The sequence below is a fragment of the Desmospora activa DSM 45169 genome (genome assembly GCF_003046315.1).
GTDB lineage: Bacteria > Bacillota > Bacilli > Thermoactinomycetales > DSM-45169 > Desmospora > Desmospora activa.
The window spans coordinates 166,627-188,423 of record NZ_PZZP01000003.1; the positions used below are offsets into that span (position 1 = coordinate 166,627).

20 protein-coding genes and 1 riboswitch are annotated in these 21,797 nt (G+C 51.3%); of the genes, 1 reads left to right on the forward strand and 19 read right to left on the reverse strand.

Going from position 1 to position 21,797, the window contains the following annotated elements; translation table 11 throughout:
* Positions 1–143: 143 nt before the first annotated feature.
* The 4 genes from C8J48_RS16900 to C8J48_RS16915 form a co-directional block, all read right to left on the reverse strand.
* Positions 144–1,187, reverse strand: a complete 1,044-nt coding sequence (locus C8J48_RS16900) for a peptidylprolyl isomerase (RefSeq protein WP_170105664.1) — start codon at positions 1,185–1,187, stop codon at positions 144–146.
* Positions 1,174–4,716 (reverse strand): transcription-repair coupling factor, encoded by a 3,543-nt coding sequence (mfd, locus tag C8J48_RS16905; RefSeq protein ID WP_107728483.1) that lies wholly within the window; start codon positions 4,714–4,716, stop codon positions 1,174–1,176. Before mfd ends, C8J48_RS16900 begins: the two co-directional genes overlap by 14 nt.
* 192 nt (positions 4,717–4,908) lie before the next feature.
* The gene (locus C8J48_RS16910) at positions 4,909–5,136 is read right to left on the reverse strand and encodes an anti-sigma-F factor Fin (protein ID WP_425430488.1); all 228 of its coding nucleotides are present in this window, start codon (positions 5,134–5,136) and stop codon (positions 4,909–4,911) included.
* Positions 5,137–5,442: 306 nt separating this feature from the next.
* Positions 5,443–6,441, reverse strand: coding sequence for a cyclodeaminase (locus C8J48_RS16915; protein ID WP_107728437.1), 999 nt, complete (start codon positions 6,439–6,441; stop codon positions 5,443–5,445).
* Positions 6,442–6,679: 238 nt separating this feature from the next.
* On the opposite strand from C8J48_RS16915, the gene eutB reads away from it, so the two are divergent.
* The gene (gene eutB, locus C8J48_RS16920) at positions 6,680–7,681 is read left to right on the forward strand and encodes a hydroxyectoine utilization dehydratase EutB (RefSeq protein ID WP_245891272.1); all 1,002 of its coding nucleotides are present in this window, start codon (positions 6,680–6,682) and stop codon (positions 7,679–7,681) included.
* 200 nt (positions 7,682–7,881) lie between these two features.
* On the opposite strand, the gene pth is transcribed toward eutB, so the two are convergent.
* The 15 genes from pth to rnmV form a co-directional block, all read right to left on the reverse strand.
* On the reverse strand, positions 7,882–8,445 hold the full coding sequence (gene pth, locus C8J48_RS16925) for an aminoacyl-tRNA hydrolase (RefSeq protein ID WP_107728438.1): 564 nt from the start codon (positions 8,443–8,445) through the stop codon (positions 7,882–7,884).
* A 346-nt stretch (positions 8,446–8,791) separates the two neighbouring features.
* Positions 8,792–9,430 (reverse strand): 50S ribosomal protein L25/general stress protein Ctc, encoded by a 639-nt coding sequence (locus tag C8J48_RS16935; protein ID WP_170105666.1) that lies wholly within the window; start codon positions 9,428–9,430, stop codon positions 8,792–8,794.
* A gap of 114 nt (positions 9,431–9,544) precedes the next feature.
* Positions 9,545–10,489 (reverse strand): ribose-phosphate diphosphokinase, encoded by a 945-nt coding sequence (locus C8J48_RS16940; protein ID WP_107728441.1) that lies wholly within the window; start codon positions 10,487–10,489, stop codon positions 9,545–9,547.
* Between the two features lie 242 nt (positions 10,490–10,731).
* Positions 10,732–12,114, reverse strand: coding sequence for a bifunctional UDP-N-acetylglucosamine diphosphorylase/glucosamine-1-phosphate N-acetyltransferase GlmU (gene glmU / locus C8J48_RS16945; RefSeq protein WP_107728442.1), 1,383 nt, complete (start codon positions 12,112–12,114; stop codon positions 10,732–10,734).
* A gap of 324 nt (positions 12,115–12,438) precedes the next feature.
* Positions 12,439–12,732, reverse strand: a complete 294-nt coding sequence (spoVG, locus tag C8J48_RS16950; RefSeq protein WP_107728443.1) for a septation regulator SpoVG — start codon at positions 12,730–12,732, stop codon at positions 12,439–12,441.
* Between the two features lie 96 nt (positions 12,733–12,828).
* A complete protein-coding gene (locus tag C8J48_RS16955; RefSeq protein ID WP_107728444.1) occupies positions 12,829–13,203 on the reverse strand; it encodes a RidA family protein in 375 nt (124 codons plus the stop codon).
* On the reverse strand, positions 13,190–14,029 hold the full coding sequence (gene purR, locus C8J48_RS16960; protein WP_107728445.1) for a pur operon repressor: 840 nt from the start codon (positions 14,027–14,029) through the stop codon (positions 13,190–13,192). Before purR ends, C8J48_RS16955 begins: the two co-directional genes overlap by 14 nt.
* A gap of 40 nt (positions 14,030–14,069) precedes the next feature.
* Positions 14,070–14,960, reverse strand: coding sequence for a 4-(cytidine 5'-diphospho)-2-C-methyl-D-erythritol kinase (ispE, locus tag C8J48_RS16965; RefSeq protein WP_107728446.1), 891 nt, complete (start codon positions 14,958–14,960; stop codon positions 14,070–14,072).
* A gap of 283 nt (positions 14,961–15,243) precedes the next feature.
* Positions 15,244–15,399 (reverse strand): small, acid-soluble spore protein, alpha/beta type, encoded by a 156-nt coding sequence (locus tag C8J48_RS16975; protein WP_107728486.1) that lies wholly within the window; start codon positions 15,397–15,399, stop codon positions 15,244–15,246.
* 151 nt (positions 15,400–15,550) lie between these two features.
* Positions 15,551–16,591, reverse strand: a complete 1,041-nt coding sequence (locus C8J48_RS16980; protein ID WP_107728448.1) for a ribonucleotide-diphosphate reductase subunit beta — start codon at positions 16,589–16,591, stop codon at positions 15,551–15,553.
* A 16-nt stretch (positions 16,592–16,607) separates the two neighbouring features.
* The gene (locus C8J48_RS16985; RefSeq protein ID WP_107728449.1) at positions 16,608–18,848 is read right to left on the reverse strand and encodes a ribonucleoside-diphosphate reductase subunit alpha; all 2,241 of its coding nucleotides are present in this window, start codon (positions 18,846–18,848) and stop codon (positions 16,608–16,610) included.
* A gap of 183 nt (positions 18,849–19,031) precedes the next feature.
* Positions 19,032–19,225: riboswitch (cobalamin riboswitch) on the reverse strand.
* 133 nt (positions 19,226–19,358) lie between these two features.
* Positions 19,359–19,640, reverse strand: coding sequence for a biofilm formation stimulator Veg (gene veg / locus C8J48_RS16990; RefSeq protein WP_107728450.1), 282 nt, complete (start codon positions 19,638–19,640; stop codon positions 19,359–19,361).
* A 189-nt stretch (positions 19,641–19,829) separates the two neighbouring features.
* Complete coding sequence (locus tag C8J48_RS16995; protein WP_107728451.1) at positions 19,830–20,303, reverse strand: ribonuclease H-like YkuK family protein; 474 nt, start codon at positions 20,301–20,303, stop codon at positions 19,830–19,832.
* 50 nt (positions 20,304–20,353) lie between these two features.
* On the reverse strand, positions 20,354–21,238 hold the full coding sequence (gene rsmA / locus C8J48_RS17000) for a 16S rRNA (adenine(1518)-N(6)/adenine(1519)-N(6))-dimethyltransferase RsmA (RefSeq protein WP_107728452.1): 885 nt from the start codon (positions 21,236–21,238) through the stop codon (positions 20,354–20,356).
* Complete coding sequence (gene rnmV / locus C8J48_RS17005) at positions 21,204–21,791, reverse strand: ribonuclease M5 (RefSeq protein ID WP_107728453.1); 588 nt, start codon at positions 21,789–21,791, stop codon at positions 21,204–21,206. Before rnmV ends, rsmA begins: the two co-directional genes overlap by 35 nt.
* Between the last annotated feature and the right edge of the window lie 6 nt (positions 21,792–21,797).

Genomic DNA, 21,797 nt, shown 5'->3' on the forward strand with positions numbered 1-21,797 from the left:
CATGGATAATGGGTTTCGGATCAGGCCGAAATCCTTGACTCGCATCGTTACGGCCATAGTATTCATCCACTTCCAGCGATTTATACGACGTGCCAATTTCCGCAAAAAAAGGCAGAGCATTGGATGCTCTGCCTGTCAAACGATCACTCTTTATCCTTTTTCTGCTCATCATCGTTTTCGGTATCCTGTTTCAGTCCAGGAATATCCACTTTGCTAAGCTTCACTTCCTCGTCGATAAAGGTCTGGAAGCCTTCCTGCACCTTATTTCGTTTAATATCCTCTTTTACATCGTCATAAGCCTGTTTTTCCCGCTTGTTGACGCGGATGACATGATACCCGTAATCCGTTTTTACGGGATCGCCAATCTCTTTTAAGGGCTGTTCCATGGCAGCTTCGGAAAACTCAGGAACCCATTGATCTGGTGTACCTTCATATTTTCCGGCACTCTCTTTTGAGCCAGGATCATCGGAGTATTTTTTGGCGATATCCGACCATTTGCCGCCGTCTTCCAGTTTTTTCTTTACATCTTCAGCCCGTTTTTTCGCTTCCTTATCCGAGCGTTTCTTACCGTCCTCCCCTTCCTGGGTGGAGATGAGGACATGATTCAGCTCAATGGTGTAATAAGCATCAGACTCTTCATATTCCTTCTTTAAATCTTTTTCCTTCACTTGGCCTTCCAGGTATGCGGTAACTTTATTGTTCTGGATCAGGAAATTACGCAGATCTTTTTTTGTAATCCCGCTCTCTTTTAGAATGGTATCCGGATCTTGTTTTTCCTGTCCTTCCTGGGCCGGTTGTTCTTTTACCGACTCTTCAAATTGCTTGATGACCTCGTCCGCTTCTTCTTCATACTTCTTTTCGTCTTTTACCTGCTTGGCGATCTCCATCTCCGCAATTTGTTGCTTGACCAGTTCCCCTTTGGCTTCGGGGCTCTCGGTCATCATCGCCAATTGGGGTTGGAAAAACACCATCAGGTTGATATATCGGTTTAACTCCCCTTCTGTCACTTTGCCGCCCTCATACTCCGCCACTACCTTCTTGCTGTCCGTGGGAAGCGGCTCAGCTTGTCCCATCGGATTTTCCGTATCTTCCGCTTTATCCTCGTCAGAGCCACAGCCTACGAGGAAGAGGGAGAGCGCCAACAGCACGCTCAATGACGTCAGGAGTCTTTTTTTAAGTCGCTGCATTTCGGAATGCTCCTTTCGTTTTGGGAACCGTTTCATATTGTATCAAAAATTGTTCCACCATTTCCAGGCCCTCCGCCGCCGGCAGACCCTTCAGTCGGAAAATAACACCGATCCGCTGCCCGGAAGAGAGGCGCACGCGGCCTGGGAATTGTTGTGCCAGGCGGAAGAGCTGCTGCCCATCCACTACCTCATTTTGATCTGGGTGAAGTTTGGTGTGAATTTCCAGTCCTTCTTGTTTAATTTCTTCAATATGGTACTGAATGGCGTAGGCACGCAAGCGAGCAACCCGCAACAAATTCACCACCGGTTGAGGGAGGTCGCCGAAGCGGTCTTCCATCTCTTCTTCCAAATCCCGCGCCTCTTCCAAACGGCGCACCGCCCGGATTTTTTTATAGATCTCGATCTTCTGTTTTTCATCGCCGATGTATTCCGACGGCAGATAAGCATCGGTGTTTAACTCGATCTCTGGATCAAACACTTTTTCCTCTTCCACTTTGCCTTGCTGCTCGTTAATCGCCTCTTTTAACATCTGGGTGTACAGCTCAAAGCCGACAGAGGCAATATGACCGTGCTGTTCCGCCCCCAGCAGATTGCCGGCGCCGCGAATGGCCAAATCACGCATCGCAATTTTAAAGCCTGAGCCTAACTCGGTAAATTCTTTAATTGCCTGTAGGCGTTTTTCCGCCGTTTCCGACAACACCTTATCCCGCTGATAGGTGAAGTAGGCATAAGCAATCCGATTGGAGCGGCCCACCCGTCCCCGCAATTGATACAACTGAGACAAGCCCATGCGATCGGCATCATAGATGATCAAGGTGTTAACATTGGGGATATCCACCCCGGTTTCAATAATGGTGGTACTGACCAACACATCGTACTCGCCATCCAAAAAGTCAAGCATCACTCGTTCCAACTCGGTTTCCACCATCTGCCCATGGGCGACGGCGATACGGGCGTCCGGTACCAACATCCGGATCTGATCCGCCATTTGGTCGATGTTGTGCACTTGGTTGTAGAGAAAATAAACTTGTCCGTTACGGGCCAGCTCCCGTTCAATCGCTTCCCGCACCAATGCCGCAGAATACTCCAACACATAGGTTTGTACAGGAAAACGGTTTTCCGGCGGTGTCTCGATCACCGACAAATCCCGTACCCCCATCATCGACATATGCAGAGTGCGGGGAATGGGAGTAGCCGTCAGCGTCAGCACATCGATATCGGCTTTTAGCTGCTTTACTTTCTCCTTATGCTTCACCCCAAAACGTTGCTCTTCATCGACAATCAACAGACCCAAATCTTTGTACTGTACATCTTTGGACAAGAGACGATGGGTTCCGATCACAATATCGACGGTCCCCTCGTTGATTCCCTTAATCGTTTCCTTCTGTTCCTTACGGGAACGGAAACGGGACAGCACCCGGATCTCTACCGGAAAACCGGCAAATCGCTCGCGGAAGGTTTCATAGTGCTGTTGTGCCAAGATGGTGGTAGGAACCAGTACCGCTACTTGCTTCCCGTCCATGGTCGCCTTAAAAGCGGCCCGAATCGCTACTTCCGTTTTTCCGTACCCGACGTCCCCACACAAGAGTCGGTCCATGGGTTGTACGCTTTCCATGTCCCGTTTGATCTCTTCGATAGAACGAAGCTGATCCCCTGTCTCTTCATAGGGGAAAAGAGCATCAAATTCCCGTTGATAACCGGTATCTTCAGCAAAGGAATAACCTTTTGCCGCTTGCCGTTTGGCATAGAGCTGAATCAGATCGGAAGCGATATCTTCCACTGAGGAGCGAACTTTGTTTTTGACTTTGCTCCATTCGCTTCCACCCAGACTATACACCTTGGGGCTCTTCTCTTCGCTTCCCAGGTATTTTTGCACTTGGTTGATCTGCTCGATGGGGACATACAGTTTGTCGTTGCCTGCATATTGCACTAGCAGATAATCTTTGTGCAGACCACCCACATCCAGCGTTTCAATCCCATAGTACCGTCCAATCCCGTGATTGACGTGAACCACATAGTCGCCGGGTTTCAGTTCCTGATAATCCTTAATTTTTTCGGCGTGGTCCAGTTTAACCGCGCGGCGGGCACGCCGTTGCTTCTGGGTGAAAACTTCCCCTTCCGTCACAACCGCAATCCGGGATGCTCCCAGTTCAAACCCGCCTGACAGCGCTCCCACTTGAATGATGGGTCGGCTCGGCTGTAGTGTGTTATCGGGCAGATCCCGTGTCACTTCCATCCCATAATCGGCTAACACGCGTTCCAACCGTTCCGCCCGCTCTTGAGTGGAAGCGGTAAACAGCACCCGGTACTTCCCTTTGGTCCAACGCTCCCATTCCGTTTTGAGCACATGCATCTGCCCATGGAATTGCTGCATACTACGGGAGATAAACTGGACAATGTTTTGCGGTTGAATCCCACCGAACTGACGCATAAACAAAGAAAGGTGAATCCGTTGGTGTTGTCCGCGATTAAACCAGTCGTCATGGCTGACGGACAATGTCAGCGCCGGTAGGTATTCCCCCTGCTGCAACAGCGCCGTCTGCCATTCTCCTTCTTCTCGCTCCATCTGCTTTGCCGTTTCCTGAATGCGATTGGGCTCATCCCATACCCATACGACATCTTGGGGTAAATAATCGACCAAGGTTTCATAAGAGGGATACACTTGGCTGATATATTTATACATCCCGGTAAAGCGTTGGCCGGTTTTGAGCTGTTCCACTTCCCAGCCGATCTTCTCCACCAATTTACTGCGGGTATCCGGATCTTTCACTTGGGTGAGGCGTTCCTCCAATAAGTGGGCAACCCGATCCCCGGCTTGGTATAGTGCTTCCGCTGACGCAAACATCTCCTGCGCTGGAGGAATCGTATACCGCTCCAGTTTATCTTTGGAACGCTGGTCCGCCACCGAGAATAAACGGATAGAATCGACTTCATCATCGAAAAATTCGACCCGAATCGGACTGGTTTCCGTTACCGGAAACAGGTCCAAAATTCCGCCGCGCAGGCTGAGTTCCCCCGCTTTTTCCACCATATCTACCCGTTCGTAACCCACTTGCAGCAGATGTTCCACCAATTCCTCCACCGGATGTTCCTCTCCGACGGTTAGCGTGCGGTGGGCGGCGGCAACGGTTTCTCGAGGTGGAAACAGCTTCCTCGCACCGGCGAAAGGCACGACAAATACCCCGCGAAAGCCGCGGGCTAAGCGGGACAACACCTCAATGCGTTCCCCTAGTGTTTCATGACCGTTTAACGTAATCTCCGTCGCTACCAACTCATTGGCCGGGTATAAAAGCACCTGTTCTTTTGGCAGCAGCTCCTGTAAATCTTCAACCGCTTTTTGCGCCTGATTGAGGTTGTGTGTCACAACCAGGATGGGGCGATTGATCTCTTTAAACAGAGCAGCGACATACATCATGCGTGCCGAACCCGTCAGTCCGGCCACCAGCTGCTCTTTTAACCCTTGATCCAGGGAAGCGACAGTGGACTGGAAGTCATCATCATTTTGAAACAATCGCACCAGAGTTTCCAAGTCCATCCTTCCTCCTCTCCACGAGGGTGTGCTTGGATCTCTTCTAAAATCCATACAAAAATAAGCCTCAGCTGGTATAGCCAAGGCTGTGAATTCACATCCCGGCAATCGCACCTGTCCGGCCACATCCGTAACAAATAGAAAGGAGGCCGAAATCCGCACCACGAAAAAAAGCCCTTGTCAGTCACAATATTATTGGAAGGGACGGGACAAGAGTAACAGATCCGGGTTTCGCTCTAACATTTCCTGGCAAGACTCACACACCACTTTCACATGGGTGTGGCCATCTCCATCATCGATAATTATATCCCGACGCTCTGCTGGGGTCAACCGATGAAAGCCCAAATCCAGCTCTGTCACAAGGTCGTCCTCAATTTGTCCGATCAGGTGATTACAATATCGACACCGGTATTCCATCATTATGGTTATGCCCCCTGCGATCATGATATTCTTTTTCCAGTATCGACAAAGGAGGCGGGTTCCATGCAGCAGGGAAGGAAATTGATTGATGGAAATACACGCTATCGATCCAGACCACGATCACCGATATATTCAATCTGAAAAATCCTGCCATCGGGATCTTCTCTTGCTGTTACGCCATCCAGTTCAAAAAAGACCGAAAGCCCTCTCTTTAAGCTATCGTTTCTTGCCTTTTCCCCTGCCTGAGCCACAACTCGATCAAACTCGTCCGTCTTAAAAAGGCGTGTACGCTTTTTTCATTGATCTTCACCTCTTTTTATAGTTATCTCTTATCATCACCATCCCACATCCATGCTCCCGTAGTGTCAGATAAGCATGTATCGCAATCATGGTGTCCTGAACACCGGTTCCGGTTAGATCACAGACGGTGATTTCTTCTGGATGCTTACGCCCCGTCTCTGCTTTTGCAGCCAGCTCACCCAACTCCGTTACCGTCTCTGGATCGATCGCTCCCTCTTCTACGGCAGCACGCAATTCACCAAATTGAAGGCACTGACTTTTTAAGTCACACACCACCCGATCTGCCGCAGCCAATACACCCTCGCCCAGCTCTCGTTTATGCCTGGCGTCTGAGCCCATCGCCGTGATATGAAGTCCACTGTGAAGCCACTCTGGTTGTACCACCGGTTTCTCTGCTGGGGTCGCGGTTACCACGATATCGCTTTCCCGTACAACCGCCTGCGCATCTGGGGCCACCATTGCATCCACCTGAAGCTCCTGCGCCAGTTTGCGGGCACAGCTCTCAGCCCGTTCTCGGGTGGGGGACCAAACGGAGACGGATTCCAGCTCCCGTACCAACGATAACCCTTTCATCTGAAAATACGCTTGACCGCCCGCGCCAATCACCCCGGCGCGAACCCGCCCTTCCCTTGCCAAATAACGTGCGGCGACGGCACCGGCAGCCGCTGTACGCACATCGGTAAGATAACCGTCATCAAGGAGAAGCGCCTCTGGTTGCCCGGTATCCGTCCGTATCAACACCATCATACCGCTTCCACTGGCAAGTCCTTTTTCCGGATTAAGAAAGAAGCCGGAGGAAATCTTGATCGCAAAAAAAGGAAGCCCTTTTACAGCTGCGGTTTTTACATCGACCTCCCCTTTTACCTCAGGAAAATCAACCCGCAAAATCGGCGGTGTCTCCACTTTTCCTTCTCCCAGAAGAGCAAACCCTCTTTCCACCGTGTCCACCGCTTCACCATCGACAGCAACAAAGCGCTGTATCTCTTTCTTCGAAAATATCCACATCATAGACGCCTCCTTCTTCCGAGAATAACGCGATTTAACGGTAACGAAGACATCGACTTCACCACAATCACCAAACTGTACAAAAAAAGACCGATTCTCTTTATCACTCTATGGAATAGTCTCGTTATTCCGTCTATAAGTAGGATAAAAGTGATGATTCTGAAACTGGGACTGAGACCAGAGATTCCTCCATATATCTCAATCCTGTAAAAATTTTTAGATTTGGTGGTGAACCAATATGCCTATTCACATGGAACATCCCTCTGTCGAGACGGGAGCAGTCTGGGAGGCGCGCCAACGGATCGCTCCTTTTATCAGTCGCACACCTCTTGTTTATTCTTCTGCTCTGTCGGAGCAGGCGGGAGGACCCGTTTACCTAAAACTAGAACAACTGCAACCGGTGGGATCGTTTAAATTGCGAGGAGCCGCCAATAAAATCCTCCGTTTGAACGAGGAGCAGCGAAAGCGGGGGGTGACCACCTTTTCCACCGGCAACCACGGTTTAGCGGTCGCTTGGTTTGCCCGTCGCTTAGGCATTCGCGCCGTTATCTGTTTATCGGACCGCGTACCGCAGGAGAAAACCGACCGCATCTCCGCCCTAGGTGCTGAGTTGGTCGTCTGTGGTGACAGCCAGGATGAAGCGGAGTCTCACTGCGTCCAATTGGAACAAAGGGAAGGTTTGACGGTGATTCCCCCTTTTGATGACACCGATATTATTGCTGGCCAGGGGACGATTGGGTTGGAGTTGTTGGAAGAGAAGCCTGATCTGGGCACGGTGGTAATCCCGCTATCCGGCGGCGGATTGTTTGCAGGCATCGCCTCCACCATTAAAAGCAACCATCCCGGAACTCGCATGGTGGGGGTAACGATGGAAGGTTCCGCTGTCATGTACCATAGCTTACGCCAAGGGAAACCCATCGTGATGAAAGAGTCGAATACCCTGGCAGATAGTCTGCTGGGTGGAATCGGCCTGGAGAATCGCTATACGTTTCAGCTGGTACGGAAAACCGCCGATGAAACCCTGCTTGTCACGGAGAACGACATTAAAGACGGACTCTCCCTGCTGTTCCATCAGCATAAGTTGTTGCTAGAAGGAGCGGCCGCCACCGGAGCAGCGGCTATTTTAAAGGGGCTGATCCGTTCGGATGGACGTCCGATTGTGCTAATCATCAGCGGATGCAACGCCAACCCCGCAGATGTACTGCGCGCAATCGGGTATCAAGCGACTTTGGACGTCTGATAATCTCATGTACAGGATCAACCGGTATCGTTTCACAAAAAGCGGCTGCTGTCATTAGACACAGGCCGCTTTTGGTTGGTTTAAATATCGAATGAAAGATGCAAAACTTGTGAAAGGGAAAAAATCCCCCCTCGGCCGTCGCGCTCTCATCTCCGTACAAAGCGAAAGGTTTCCTCGCCCGCAATGATAGTAAGCAGGACTTACTTCCCATTATATCGATTCATCACTTGCGGAAAAGGCGTATCGAGGTAACAATCGACAGCGTCAGCAGTGCGTTGAACAGATTCCAACACCGGCTCTTCTTCTTCACGGGCAAAACGGGCCAGCACATAGTCTGGTACCGACATCCGGCCCTGGGGGTGACCGATGCCGATTTTGATCCGTTTAAAGTCCGAAGTACCCAAGTGCTCGATTAGCGATTGCACTCCCCGGTGCCCGCCGGAGCTTCCTTTCATACGAAGTCGAATCTGGCCCGGGGGCAGATCCAAATCGTCATATACCACGACCAGATCATCAATCTCGCATTTTAGCCACGCAAGAGCCTGGCTGACCGCCTCACCGGAGCGATTCATATACGTTTCCGGTTTGAGCAGAATCACTTTTTGCCCGCGAACATGCCCTTCTCCCGCTAAACCCCGCCATTTTTCTTTTTCTACGGGAATTCCCCAACGGTCGCTCAGACGGTCGACCACCCAGAAGCCGATATTATGGCGTGTGAGTGCATATCGGATTCCGGGGTTTCCCAAACCGACAATCACTTTCATGCAATCCTCTCCATCCGTCAAAAAAGCGCAACATGATATTGCGCTGAGGGTGTTGGCAAACTTATCGCGAGATGGTTGGGGTGGTCATCCGTCTGCGCTTCATGCACTCCAAAACACAAGTCTCACCTCGGTCGCTTTCGCTCCCAGGTCTCGCTTTGTGTGAGCAGAGTCCCTCGACGGAAAACCACCCTTCCCTGTGTCTAAGCCGTTCTAGTCGTTTGACATCTGTGCTCAGATTAATGGTAAGTGGGTTCAGGTCCCAATTTTCGTCTTTAGCGAACCCCATAAGCCCCATTTTCATTGCGACACTCAGGTCAGAAAAATTGGCAGCATTTGCTACCAACGATTATGCTTCCTTTTCTTCCGCCTCATCATCCGCCGTTTCCGCTTCGGCTTGAGCGGTCTCCTCTGCTTCCTCATTCGCATCTTTTTCCACTTGTGGCGGTAGAACAGAGGCAACCATTTCTTCCAGTTCAGACAGGAGTTCCGCTTTCTCTGGCAGTTTTAGATCTTTGACATAGATAGCGTCGCCGATGGACAAGGCGCTGATATCGATGCTCAGATGGTCGGGGATTAAGCCGGGGAGAGTGCGAATATGGACGGTGCGCAGCTGTTGTTGCAAAACGCCACCTTCCTTGACTCCCGATGCTTCACCCTCCAGATAAACGGCCACTTCCACATCGACAGGCTCGTTCATCTTTACCACTTTAAAATCAATGTGCAAGATTTTATCTTTGATCCGATCCTGTTGCAATTCGCGAATCATCACCTGACGCGTCTTTCCATCCGTATATTTCAGTTGGATAACGGAAGACAGACCCTCCTGTTGTAGGAGGCGTATCACATCGCTTCCTTCCAGGTGAACCAATTCATTTTCGCTGTTGTTCCCATACACCACTGCAGGAATGCGACCATTATGTCGAAGCTGAGTCAAAATCGAACGCGGTCGCTTTTCACGACGCTCGACGGAAAGTTGAGTTGCCATCGATTGATTCCTCCTTGTGTGCTTGAAGGGAAGTCCGTTTAACAGACTGGCATTCATTGCATAATTATATGCATTCCCCCAAGTCACTTCGGATAAACCTTCCTGCTGTGGAAATCAATCAAACAGCTTACTGACCGAGAGCTCCTCATGGACACGGATGATCGCTTCCCCGATCAAGGGGGCAACGGATAGGACCCGCATTTTCTCCAATTGCTTCTCTTCCGACAAGGGGATGGTGTTGGTGACGACCATCTCTTTGATGTTCGCTTCTTTGATCCGTTGGATCGCAGGGCCGGAAAAAACGGGATGGGTACAGCAGGCGTAAACTTCTTTGGCCCCGTATTCCAACAACGCGTTGGCCGCCAGTGTAATGGTGCCGGCCGTATCAATGATATCGTCGATGATAATCGCTCTCCGTCCCTTTACATCACCGACAATGTTCATCACTTCAGCCACATTGGGTTCAGGGCGTCGCTTGTCGATAATGGCGATGGGGGATGCAAGGCGCTCGGCTAACTTGCGTGCCCGGATCACACCACCGTGGTCCGGGGAGACGACCACTACATCTTCCAATTCCCGTTTGAGGAAGTACTCAGACAAAATCGGCACACCTAACAGGTGATCCACCGGAATGTCGAAAAAGCCCTGAATCTGTGTGGCATGAAGATCCATGGCGATAATCCGGTCGGCACCAGCAGTCTCAATCAAATTCGCTACCAGTTTTGAGGTAATCGGATCCCTGGCACGGGTTTTTCGATCTTGTCGAGCATAGCCGTAGTAAGGGATGACCACGTTAATGGTTCGCGCCGATGCGCGCTTTAAGGCGTCCACCATCACCAACAATTCCATCAAATGTTGGTTCACCGGGTGACAGGTGGATTGAATCACATACACATCAGACCCCCGTACGCTTTCATTTAAACGAACGTGGATCTCACCGTCGCTAAATTTCCCCACTACCGCATCACCCAATGGGATACCGATGTGCTCGGCAATCTCCCGGGCCAGCACGGGATTGGAATTACAACTAAATACTTGCAATCGTTTCACTGTGGACATCTTTCCCCCAACCCTCCACTTTTCAAGCGATGTTATTTCCCTTTGTTTACCCCATTCGTGAACGTCGTCCTGTTCGCCCCTCATCGTAAGGATCAAAAACGGTAAAAGGGCTTATACTCGAGAATCGACAAATCGATCGCGGGGTGGTCGGGGTGGTTATCCGTTTCCGCTCCATGCGTGGCAGAGTCGCTCAACGGACAACCACCCCTCCCTGCTTTCTAACCACTCCAATGATTGTCGGTTTAATCCTTCTTCAACCTCTCAGTCAATGTGCGCATGTAATCTTCTTTATTGGTTTGCCGCTCTCTTGCGATGGCCAAAGCCTCGGCAGGTACATCGTCGGTCACGGTTGAACCTGCGGCGACATAAGCCCCTTTGCCGATGGTAACCGGAGCGACCAAGTTGACGTTACAGCCGATAAAAGCGCCATCTTCAATCACCGTGCGGTGTTTATTGAAACCGTCATAGTTGACGGTTAGGGCTCCGCATCCGACATTTACCCCTTCCCCAACATCGGCATCGCCGACATAAGCCAGATGAGCGATTTTACTTCCTTTACCCAGCCGCGCTTTTTTCAGGTCGACAAAACAACCCACTTTGCTCTGTTCCTCCAAGTGGGAACCGGGGCGAATATAGGCAAAAGGCCCCACGGTGACACGATCCTCCACCCGGCTTTCCTGAATCACCGACTGCCGGATCGTCACCTCATCTCCCACTTCTACATCCTTGAGGTCAGCTTGGGGGCCAATGACACACCCTTCACCGATGCGGGTGTTTCCACGCAGATAGGTACCCGGTTCAATCACCGTATCGGCGCCAACGACCACATCGGCTTCGATAAAGGTCGATACGGGATCGACCACCGTCACTCCATCCATCATCAGCTGTTCCAGGATGCGGCGACGCATGGTTTGTTCCGCTTGGGCCAGTTGGACACGATTGTTGATCCCTTGTGCCTCTTCAAAGTCGTCCATCTGGCGCGCACCGATCACTTCCCCGTCGGCATGCAACACACGGATAACATCGGGAAGATAGTATTCTCCTTGCGCATTATCGTTGTCCACTTGCGAAAGCGCCTTCCACAATTTCCGATTGTCAAAGCAAAACGTGCCCGTATTCACTTCAGTGATCTCCCGTTCGGCAGGGGTGGCATCTTTGTGTTCCACCACACCGACCACATTCTCATCCTTCCACCGAATAATGCGGCCATAGCCGCTGGGATCCGGTAGCTCCGCCGTCAAAATGGTTGCAGCTGAGCGGCCTTCCCGATGGGCTTGAACCAGATTGGAGAGCGTCTCCGCCGTAAATAGAGGATGATCGCCGTTCAGCACCAGGGTGATTCCTTCCTTATTAGATAAAAACGATTCCGCTTGCATCACTGCATGGGCTGTGCCCAGCTGCTCATCCTGGGGGGCGAATTTCACCCGGTTACCGAGGTGGGACTGAACCGCTTCGGCATCATGGCCGACGATAACTACTATATCCGCCGTCCCGATCGCTTCCAACGTGTCGATAATATGATCGATGATAGGCTTTCCGCATACCGGATGCAGTACTTTGTGCTTCCGGGATTTCATCCGTGTTCCCTTCCCCGCGGCCAAAACGACAGCATACAATTTTTCCATGGTGTGAAGCACCCCCGCTGTTCCTCGTATCCCATCATCCCTTATTCGTAAAATTATCGGATAGGACACTAGCAAAAACTCCACAACCGACTATATCCCAAAGCTTGGTGGAATGCAAGAATGCCGAATACCAATGGGTTATCTCATCATCGAAATAGTAGAGAGAGATAGAGTGAATCCTGATAAAAACGGGGATCCCTGCCCTGGGGATCCCCGTTTGCTGCTTGTCTTCGTTGTACCTTGTCCCGGCATCGGACAAAGATCTCCCTTTTTTGCGAGAGTAAGGTGCACCTGCAACCCAACCTCGCCTTTGCAAAAAAAGGGTTAGGAAGCGTTTCCGCCCAAAGCGGAATCCAGTTCATCGTTTCCGACGCGGTGATATTCCTCCAATACGGCCATCTCAATCTTTTCACGCGAATCCGGTGAGATCGGGTGAGCGATATCCCGAAATTCACCATCCGGTCTCCGTTTACTCGGCATGGCCACAAACATGCCGTTGTTTCCGTCAATCACCCGAATGTCATGAACAACAAATTCCTCGTCGATGGTTATGGAAGCGATGGCGCGCATACGCCCCTCCCGGCTCACTCGTCGCAAACGCACATCCGTAATTTCCAACCTGCTTCACCACCCATTTCCAGAGATGATGTCACTTCTTCTATTCCACATGGGTGGTGAATCTCCTTCCACATGTTCCCCTTTTTTCGGATTTTTTCATTTCTTTTTGGCGATTGCTTCGATTTCCACCCGAACTCCTTTTGGAAGAGCGGCCACCTGAACACAGGAGCGAGCAGGTTGATGTGTGCCAAAAAATGATCCATACACTTCATTTACCGTTTGAAAATCATCCATATCCACCAAAAATATGGTGGTTTTTACGACGTGATCCAGATCAGAGCCCGCTGCTTCCAAAACAGCGGAAACATTTTTCATCACTTGTTCCGTTTCTGTCCGGATATCCCCTTTCACCAGCTCACCGGCAGGGGTTAGCGGGATTTGCCCTGAGGTGAAAATTAACCCTTCCATCGCAATCGCTTGGCTGTACGGCCCGATCGCCTGTGGAGCTTGCTCTGTTTTAATCGTCTCCATCACAATCACTCCCATTAAATAAAGTCCCCGCTTTAACCGCAATCCGCCGTTCCCTCACATCCACTTCATCCACTGTAGCTAAGGAAAGATAATCGTCGACCAATCGTTCTTCCGCCCGGCTATCCGCCATCACGCCGACACCGACTACTTCCGCGTGAAACTCTTGCAATAAATCAAACATACCCCGGACGGTTCCACCCGCTTTCATAAAATCATCGATGATCAGCGCACTCGACCCTTCCGGCAGGCTACGTCGGGAAAGGGAGAGGGTTCCCAAGCGTTTGCTGGAGCCAGAGACGGTGTTAATGGTAACAACGGAGCCCTCGGTGATGCGGCTATCCCGTCGCACGATGGCCACTGGCACCCCCAATTGACCCGCTGTCGCATAAGCCAGGGGAATCCCTTTGGTTTCGACGGTCACCACTGCATCCACTTGCCGATCATAAAAAACAGAGGCAAATAGGCGCCCAATATCCCGCACCAGTTTTGTATCGCCCAATAGATCTGACAGATACAAATAGCCTCCGGGAAGGATGCGGGACGGCAATCGCAATTGCTCACAGATCTGTTGTGATAGCTTCAGGGCATTCTCATGGGAAACGCGAGGAATAAAGCGAATGCCTCCCGTCGCGCCGGAGACGGTTTGCAACATGCCCTCTCCCTCTTCCCGGAACACCTCATGAATAATGGCCAAATCCTCACTGATGGAGGACTTGGCCGCTTGATAGCGCTCAGCAAAGGTGCTGAGAGGGATGAGGCGATGCGGTTGGCTCAACAGCTGCTGGGTCATATCGACCAGCCGTGCGCTCCGCTTCCACTTTTTCATCCAAAGCCCCCCGAAATCCGAATGGTTTGCGAAAAATATATCATTTTGTACGGATTTTATCAAGTAAAGGAGCTTCCAACCCTCCCAGCATCCGCACCGCGTACACCTGTCGGCAAAATCCGCGTAAGCCGTTTACCACCCTGCGCGCCAAGGATTCACGGCTAACCAAGCCAAACACCGTCGGCCCGCTTCCGGACATTAACACCCCTTCTGCGCCAAAGGTGTCCATCCGCTCTTTTAGTTTGCCCACCTGAGGATACGTAGACAGGGTAACCTGCTCCAACACATTGGACAAGTTGGCACAAACCCCTGTAAAATCACGGTGCTCCAATGCGTTTACCATCGCATCCAGATTGGGTTGATCCCGTTTTTCGGCTAAATCCAAAGCACCGAATACTTCCGCCGTCGACACTCCGTGTTGCGGTTTGGCCAACACCACCCAGCAAGGAGGTGGAGGAGCAATCGGGGTTAAATGCTCTCCCCGCCCCCGGGCGATCGCGGTTCCCCCTTTTACGCAAAAAGGGACATCCGATCCCAACTCCAACCCTAATTGCGCCAGTTCTTCCGTTGACAAACCAAGATTCCACATTTTGTTTAAGCCCTTCAGCGTAGCGGCAGCATCGCTGCTCCCCCCGGCCAATCCCGCTGCTACCGGGATTTCTTTGTGGATCAAAATTCGCACACCTTTCTTTACAGAAAAGCGTTGTTGAAGCAAGGCGGCAGCGCGATACGCCAGATTTCGATCATCAAAAGGAATAAAACCGGAGGTGCTTTCCAGCTGAATCCCTCCGGAAATCTCAGTCAGGTCAATGCGATCCGCCAAGTCGATAGTGGTCATCACCATTTCTAATTCGTGGTATCCATCCGGTCTTTTATGTAGAACATCCAGTGTTAAATTAATTTTTGCCGGTGCTTTTACGGAGATATCCAACGCTTGCCCCCCTGTCTGCCACCCGTGGTCCCTTCTCCATTTTCCTGATTCTCTTTTCCTGAGCGGGAAAAGCTGGCTTTACTATTGTAACATGTGCCCATCCCCCGTAAAAGCGGAACCGGTGAGAGCAATGGATCGATCCCGAGGTTTTTGATAAACCAATCGCGGGGCAGTCGGAGGTTATCCACTTCCGCTCCATGCACTCCAAAGCACAAGTCTCACCTCAGTCGCCTCGCTCCCACCAAAAAAGACCGGGGTAGTATACCCCGGTCAGCCTGTGTCTTCATTCCCGTTCGGCCATGCGTTCCTCGGCCAGCTGAATTGCCCGTTTCACCATGTTACCGGCGTCCCGTGCTTTGATTCCGCCCCAGCCTTCACGTTGAACAACATCATAAAAACCCAGTTCTTTGGCCAATTCGACTTTCATGGCTTCCGACATGACACCGCGTCGCGCCAAGTGGAATTCCCCCTTTGTTCAAACACAGGCTATGCATAGTATGAAGCGTTCCCGTCGCGGATATCCACAGTACCTTCGTCGATATCCGCTGAGCAGCACAGCACAGGCACTTCGCTTTCAAAAATTCTTTCTGTTACAGCTCATCAAAGCCGTTGGCATCGGATACTTTGGTGTATTGACGAGATTTGCCTTCAAAGAAATCCTGTTTGCCGCTATTGACATCCTCATAGGCGACAATCCAGCGCATCGGGTTTTGGCGGTAACCGGGGAAAGGCGGTTCCGCTCCCAGTTCCCTCACGCGCTTGTTGGTCATAAAACGAATGTAATCCTCCAGCTCTTTGGGACCGATGCCGGGAAAACGATCGCCCAGGATATATTGGCCCCATTTGATCTCCAATTCCGCCGCCTGGCGAAAGGTCTCACTGACGAAGGTGCGGGTCTCTTCCGTATCCAATTCCGGGTGCTCCGCCAGCAACTCTTTAAAAATCTGTACAAACAGGCGCACATGTAGCTGTTCATCCCGGTTGATGTAGTTGATCATGGTGGAGGTGGCCACCATTTTCTGGTTACGGGCCAAATTATAGAAAAAGGCAAAACCGGAATAGAAGTTGAGGCCTTCCAAGATGACGTCATACACAATTGATTCCAACAGGGTGCGGGGAGTGGGGTTGTCCACAAATTCGTCATAGCCCTTGACGATAAAATCGTTCCGCTCCCGCAACACCGCATCGGTCTTCCAATACTCAAAGATCTCGTCTTGCTCCTGCTTATTCACCAGGGAGGACAATACATAGGAGTAGGATTGGTTGTGAACGACCTCCTGGAAGGAGAGAACCGCCATCAGCGCCGATAAGCTAGAATCTGTTAAATAATCGGCCACCCGCGAAGAGTAGTCGGTTTGAATCGAATCGAGAAAAGCCAACAATCCGATGATGCGTTTAAAGGCAAAACGCTCATCGTCGCTCAGGTCTTTCCACTGCCTTACATCTTCAGCCATGTTGATTTCAAAGGGAGTCCAAAAATGGGCCAGCATATTTTTGTACAACGGATAGGCCCAAGGGAAACGACAGTCGTCCCAGTTGAGCACATTGGAGGAGCGTCCCCCCACAATGCCGGTACTGGCGTTGGGAGCTGTTACATCGTACAGTTTTCGTTTTGGCAAATGTACTTCCATCGTTTTTTCTCCTTTCTTAGGATGAGCAGCTTTCACAATCCTCATAGTCCGACGAAGTGGAACGGGTGTAATACGTCGTCTTCACACCGGATTGCCAGGCAAACAGATGAAGCTCCAACAATTTCTTCGCTTTGATGTCGTTTTTGACATACAGGTTAAAGGATTGGGATTGATCGATATGACGCTGACGAGCCACCAGTTGGCGAATGCTCCAACGGGGGTCGATTTCATAAGCGGATTTATAGATCCAGGCCGTTTGTGGATTGAGATCGGGTGCGGTTACCGGAATCTTATAGTTTTTCTTCTCTTCGCTGTATGCCTGGCGGAACACCGGATCGATGGAGGCCGTGCTGCCAGCGATAACCGAGGTGCTGGCGTTGGGGGCAACCGCCAGTAGATAGCCGTTGCGCAAACCATGCTCATGAACGTCATCCGCCAATTGACGCCAACGGGGGTTGGTATAATCGCGCCGTTCAAACCAAGCTCCCGAATCCCACTCACTGCCTGCAAACAACGGATACGATCCTTTTTCCTGCGCCAGCTCCATGGAGGAGCGAATCGTCAGGTACGCGATCTCTTCATACAATTCGTCCGCCAATTGGATCGCCTCGTCCGACTCCCACGGAATCCCTTTAAGGGCTAGCAGATGATGCCAACCAAAGGTACCCAATCCCACTGCACGGTAGCGTTGGTTGGTGCGGCTGGCTTGCAGCACTTCAATCTGATTTAAGTCGATCACATTGTCCAACATCCGCACCTGAATCGGAATCAACCGCTCCAATACTCCATCCGGCACCGCCCGGCCAAGATTGACCGACGACAAATTGCAGACGACAAAATCGCCGGGCTCCTTGGTGATCACGATCTTTCCGTCTTCCAGCTGCTCTTCGATCACCACCGTTGGGGACTGGTTTTGGGTGATCTCGGTGCACAGATTAGAGGAATAAATCATGCCCTGATGTTTATTGGGATTTTCGCGGTTGACTTCATCCCGGTAAAACAGATATGGTGTTCCCGTTTCCAGCTGGGAAATCAGAATCCGCTTCATCACTTCAATCGCCGGCACTTTTTGCTTGGAGAGTCCAGGGTGGTTGACACAAGCCGCATAGCGTTGGCGGAAGGTTCCCTCTCCCCGCTTTTCATCGAAACTATCCTCCAAGGACCAGCCCATCACTTGCCGCACTTCATGAGGGTCAAACAGATACCAATCCCCGCGCTCCTCCACCGTTTCCATAAACAGATCGGGAATACAAACACCGGTAAAGAGATCATGGGTACGCAGGCGTTCATCCCCGTTGTTCAGTTTGGCGTCCAGGAAAGAGAAGATATCCCGATGCCACACATCCAGATAAACAGCGATGGAACCCTGCCGCTGCCCCAGCTGATCCACACTGACCGCCGTGTTGTTCAACTGTTTCATCCAAGGGAGCACACCGGAGGAGATTCCTTTAAAGCCGCGAATATCGCTGCCACGGGCACGGATTTTGCCCAGATAAACCCCCAATCCGCCTCCGCCTTTGGACAAGGTAGCCACATCGGTATTGGTATCGTAAATGCCGCGCAACGAATCATCGACGGTATCGATAAAGCAGGAAGACAGCTGACCAAAGGTTTTGCCGGCGTTGGCCAGGGTGGGAGTGGCGACAGTCATATAAAGATTGCTTAAGGCCCAATACGCTTCCCGCACCCGCTCCGCTCGCTCACGCTCCGGTTCATGTACCATCAACACCATCGCGATCACCATCAACCGTTCTTGTGGCAGTTCCATCACCGCTCCATCGTGGGAGCGGGCCAAATATCGATCCGCCAAAGTACGTAACCCTATATATGTAAACAGCTGGTCCTTTTCCGGTCGAATCTCCCGGCCAAAGCGGTCAATCTCCTCCCTGGAGTATTTCTCCATCAACACGGGTGAGTAAATCCCCTTCTCTGTCAACTGGTGGATCATTTCCGCAAACGGCCCATAGGTGCTGTCTACGGACTCATATCCGCGGTTGCTGGCCGCCTGTCGATAGAGATAACCGACAAATAGACGAGAGGCCACATAGGTCCAGTCAGGCGTTTCTCGTCCAATCTCCTCCAATGCGTGCAGGATCAACCGTTGTGTCCAATCTTCCTGCTCCAAATCTTGTAAAGCCAGCCGTTCTGCCTTTTCCATAAATGCATCGGCTGCCAACGCGGGAAAATCGCCTAAAATACGGCGAACCTCCTCTAATCGCGCCTGTGCCGTCTCTTCTGTCACCGATAATGTCGCCATACGGCAGACCACCTTTCAGCATAAAATCCCAGGCCAATAAAAAAACCCTTGCCGGGGCGAGAGGATAAACGACCGTGATGAAAGAGGCATCCCTCCTGCCCAAAGACAGAAAGCTGCCGCAAGACCACTATATCTTAGTGGCTCTCATCGCTGTCGTTCCCATTCTCAATCCCCGAAGAATGAAAAGCGCGAGTGGGAGGGGTAGGTCTACTGGCTTATGCATCCTTCTACACCGAGCCTTCCCACACCCTTGATCGCTTGATCGATAGGTGCAGTGGCACATTCGGTTCGTCCGCAATAACAGTTGCGAGGACAGCCCCGGATTTACACCGGGTTCCCTTTTCGCCCCGAGGGCACCCACTTCCACAATATATAGTGTTTTATCATCGTGATATCACCAAGATGTATGGTACTATCCTATCTCATTTTTTTGGACAACGCAATAAAAAAATCCGAGCCTATTATCGGTTCGGATTACGAATAAGAACGAATAGAACACATTACTGTGTTCTATTGCGGGTTTTTCACATATTTGACAGGAATTTGACCCTCATCTTGAAATACGGTCAGCTCCACCGTCTCCGTCAGGATATCGGCATAGCTGTATGAGACTCGTTCAAAAGAGTGTTGTTCTTCGTCCAATTTGACAATAAACACGGAGGGGTAAGTCTCTTCCAATACTCCGCTTCGTTCAATGGTCTTTCGACGTCCGCTGTTGGCTTTGAGACGAATTTTTTGTCCGATGTAACCTTCCAACGTCCGTTTTATCTCAGATAGTGCATTCCTACCCATTACAATCGACCACCTCACTCAGGTACTATTGTACCACGGGAGGTTAACTTTGTCAAAAGTTGAATTATAGCAGTGAGACAACCCAGCTGTCAACGGGTTTTTTTGCCGAAATACGGCGGAATAACCGCTGTATAATTAAGGCAAGTTTATTACATTTTCGTAAGGAAGGGTTTATAAGTCTCTATGCTCTCATTTTGTAAAGCGGTCAGCCACTGAACTGGCGGCATAGGCATCCGGCTTAATCTTGGCCGTATAGCCCACCGCGGTAACCCATCCGACCACTTCCTGAATCAATTTGCGCGTTTCCCCTTTACGCCCCACATCCAGATGGATTTCTACCGGTAACTCCATCGAAGCGCCCACAAATCCCTTTTCCTTCAATCGGTCCATACATGCCAGACTGTATTCTGTCTCTTTATAGATGCGATAACGCAAATCCAGGATGGGTCGGCTGCGCTGCTTGGCGTAAAAGAAAAGCGCTCCTTTTCCCACCCGATGCACAATGATGGCCGTAACAAATAGCGTGCCACGATGGCTGGTTTGCGAATCGGTCCCTATCACCATTTTATATTGGGCAGATCGGTCTCCTTCGATGAAAGCATAGATGGCAGCGATCATCTCATCCAGTCCAATCCGTCCTTTTCGCGGATGGATAAAGTTCATCGGTTCCCTCCAGGATGGCCCCTGCGTTCCAGTTGCCAGTTCTATCCTGCTTATGATATACGGGGAAACACTTGTTCATCCAAGCGGTTGGCTAAACGGGCGAATTCTTCCAGTGACAAGGTCTCCCCTCGACGCTGTGGATCGATGCCTGACGCAGTCATGGCCTCTATCAGTGGTGCTTTTTCCCGACGGTTGGACAAAAGAGAGGACAAGGCATTGGAAAGCGTTTTGCGCCGTTGGTTGAAGGCAGCACGTATGATGCGGAAAAACAGCTCCTCGTTATTTACCTGGACCGGAGGGCGGTGACGCACTTTTAGTCGTATAACAGCTGAATCCACCTGCGGTCGGGGAACAAAAACATGGGACGGTACGCGACACACCCACTCCGGTTCCGTATAATAGCGAACCGCAACTGTAATCGATCCGTACGCCTTTGTTCCCGGTTCCGCCGTCAGCCGTTCCGCCACTTCCTTTTGGATCATCACAACGATATTGTTTAAGGGCAGTTTCTGCTCCAACAGCCGCATCAAAATCGGTGAAGTGATGTAATAGGGAAGATTGGCCACAACACTAGGGCGAGTCCCTTCCCCCAACTCGTCCCGAATGAGGGCCGCCAAATCCACTTTCAGCGCATCGCCGTGCACAATGGAAACATGGGCTTGGTCGACAAACAGTTCTTGTAACACAGGCACCAAGCGTTGATCCAGCTCCACCGCCACCACGCGAGTCGCTTCCATCGCCAATCGCTGTGTCAGGGCGCCAATCCCCGGCCCGATTTCCAACACCCCGGAGCTGTGATTCAATTCTGCCGCTTCAATCATTCGGTCCAATACACGCTGATCGGTGAGGAAATTTTGGCCGAGGCTCTTTTTTAGCTGAATGCCGTGACGGGCTAGGATATCACGGGTTTGCGCAGTGATCCAGTTGGCGGTCATCCGCCTCCCTCCCTTCCACCTGTTTTAAGGCGGTTTCAAATTCTTCTCGGGTGATACGTAGGAGGTGAAGGCGTTTAAAAAATTGCTGACTATTGGCATACCCGATCCCTAATGTCCGACTGAGCGCCAGTCGCCGCTCCCGTGAGCCAACCCCGCCGGAGAGACCGGCTTCCAAATAATGTTCCCATGTTACTCCTTGCACAAACGTTCCCTCTTCCCCAACACGCACCACTGCCAGTGCCGCTCGGATCACTTCCGGGTCAGCGTGCTCCACACCGATCCCACGTTGTCCTTGCGCCTGCTCCTGCGGCACAAACGCATGCTTAATCCCTGGTACCGCTCGGGAAAGGATGCGTCTAATCCGTTCACCGGCGGCATCGGGGTCAGTAAAGACGATAACCCCCCGCACGCGCTGTGCCCGGCGCACGGCAGCGATCACAGCGGGGCCGACGGCAGATCCACCGGTTTCAATCGTATCTGCCTCTACCGCCCGCCGAATCGCGGCGGTATCTTTTTTTCCTTCAACGACGATCACTTCTTGGATTGATCCCACTTTGGC

Bases quoted from the DNA above. Each gene is read 5' to 3' on its own strand.
- C8J48_RS16900 (WP_170105664.1), bottom strand. From the start codon at position 1,187: ATGCAGCGACTTAAAAAAAGACTCCTGACGTCATTGAGCGTGCTGTTG.
- C8J48_RS16910 (WP_425430488.1), bottom strand. From the start codon at position 5,136: ATGATGGAATACCGGTGTCGATATTGTAATCACCTGATCGGACAAATT.
- C8J48_RS16915 (WP_107728437.1), bottom strand. From the start codon at position 6,441: ATGTGGATATTTTCGAAGAAAGAGATACAGCGCTTTGTTGCTGTCGAT.
- eutB (WP_245891272.1), top strand. From the start codon at position 6,680: ATGCCTATTCACATGGAACATCCCTCTGTCGAGACGGGAGCAGTCTGG.
- pth (WP_107728438.1), bottom strand. From the start codon at position 8,445: ATGAAAGTGATTGTCGGTTTGGGAAACCCCGGAATCCGATATGCACTC.
- C8J48_RS16935 (WP_170105666.1), bottom strand. From the start codon at position 9,430: ATGGCAACTCAACTTTCCGTCGAGCGTCGTGAAAAGCGACCGCGTTCG.
- C8J48_RS16940 (WP_107728441.1), bottom strand. From the start codon at position 10,489: ATGTCCACAGTGAAACGATTGCAAGTATTTAGTTGTAATTCCAATCCC.
- glmU (WP_107728442.1), bottom strand. From the start codon at position 12,114: ATGGAAAAATTGTATGCTGTCGTTTTGGCCGCGGGGAAGGGAACACGG.
- C8J48_RS16955 (WP_107728444.1), bottom strand. From the start codon at position 13,203: ATGGAGACGATTAAAACAGAGCAAGCTCCACAGGCGATCGGGCCGTAC.
- purR (WP_107728445.1), bottom strand. From the start codon at position 14,029: ATGAAAAAGTGGAAGCGGAGCGCACGGCTGGTCGATATGACCCAGCAG.
- C8J48_RS16975 (WP_107728486.1), bottom strand. From the start codon at position 15,399: ATGTCGGAAGCCATGAAAGTCGAATTGGCCAAAGAACTGGGTTTTTAT.
- C8J48_RS16980 (WP_107728448.1), bottom strand. From the start codon at position 16,591: ATGGAAGTACATTTGCCAAAACGAAAACTGTACGATGTAACAGCTCCC.
- C8J48_RS16985 (WP_107728449.1), bottom strand. From the start codon at position 18,848: ATGGCGACATTATCGGTGACAGAAGAGACGGCACAGGCGCGATTAGAG.
- veg (WP_107728450.1), bottom strand. From the start codon at position 19,640: ATGGGTAGGAATGCACTATCTGAGATAAAACGGACGTTGGAAGGTTAC.
- C8J48_RS16995 (WP_107728451.1), bottom strand. From the start codon at position 20,303: ATGAACTTTATCCATCCGCGAAAAGGACGGATTGGACTGGATGAGATG.
- rsmA (WP_107728452.1), bottom strand. From the start codon at position 21,238: ATGACCGCCAACTGGATCACTGCGCAAACCCGTGATATCCTAGCCCGT.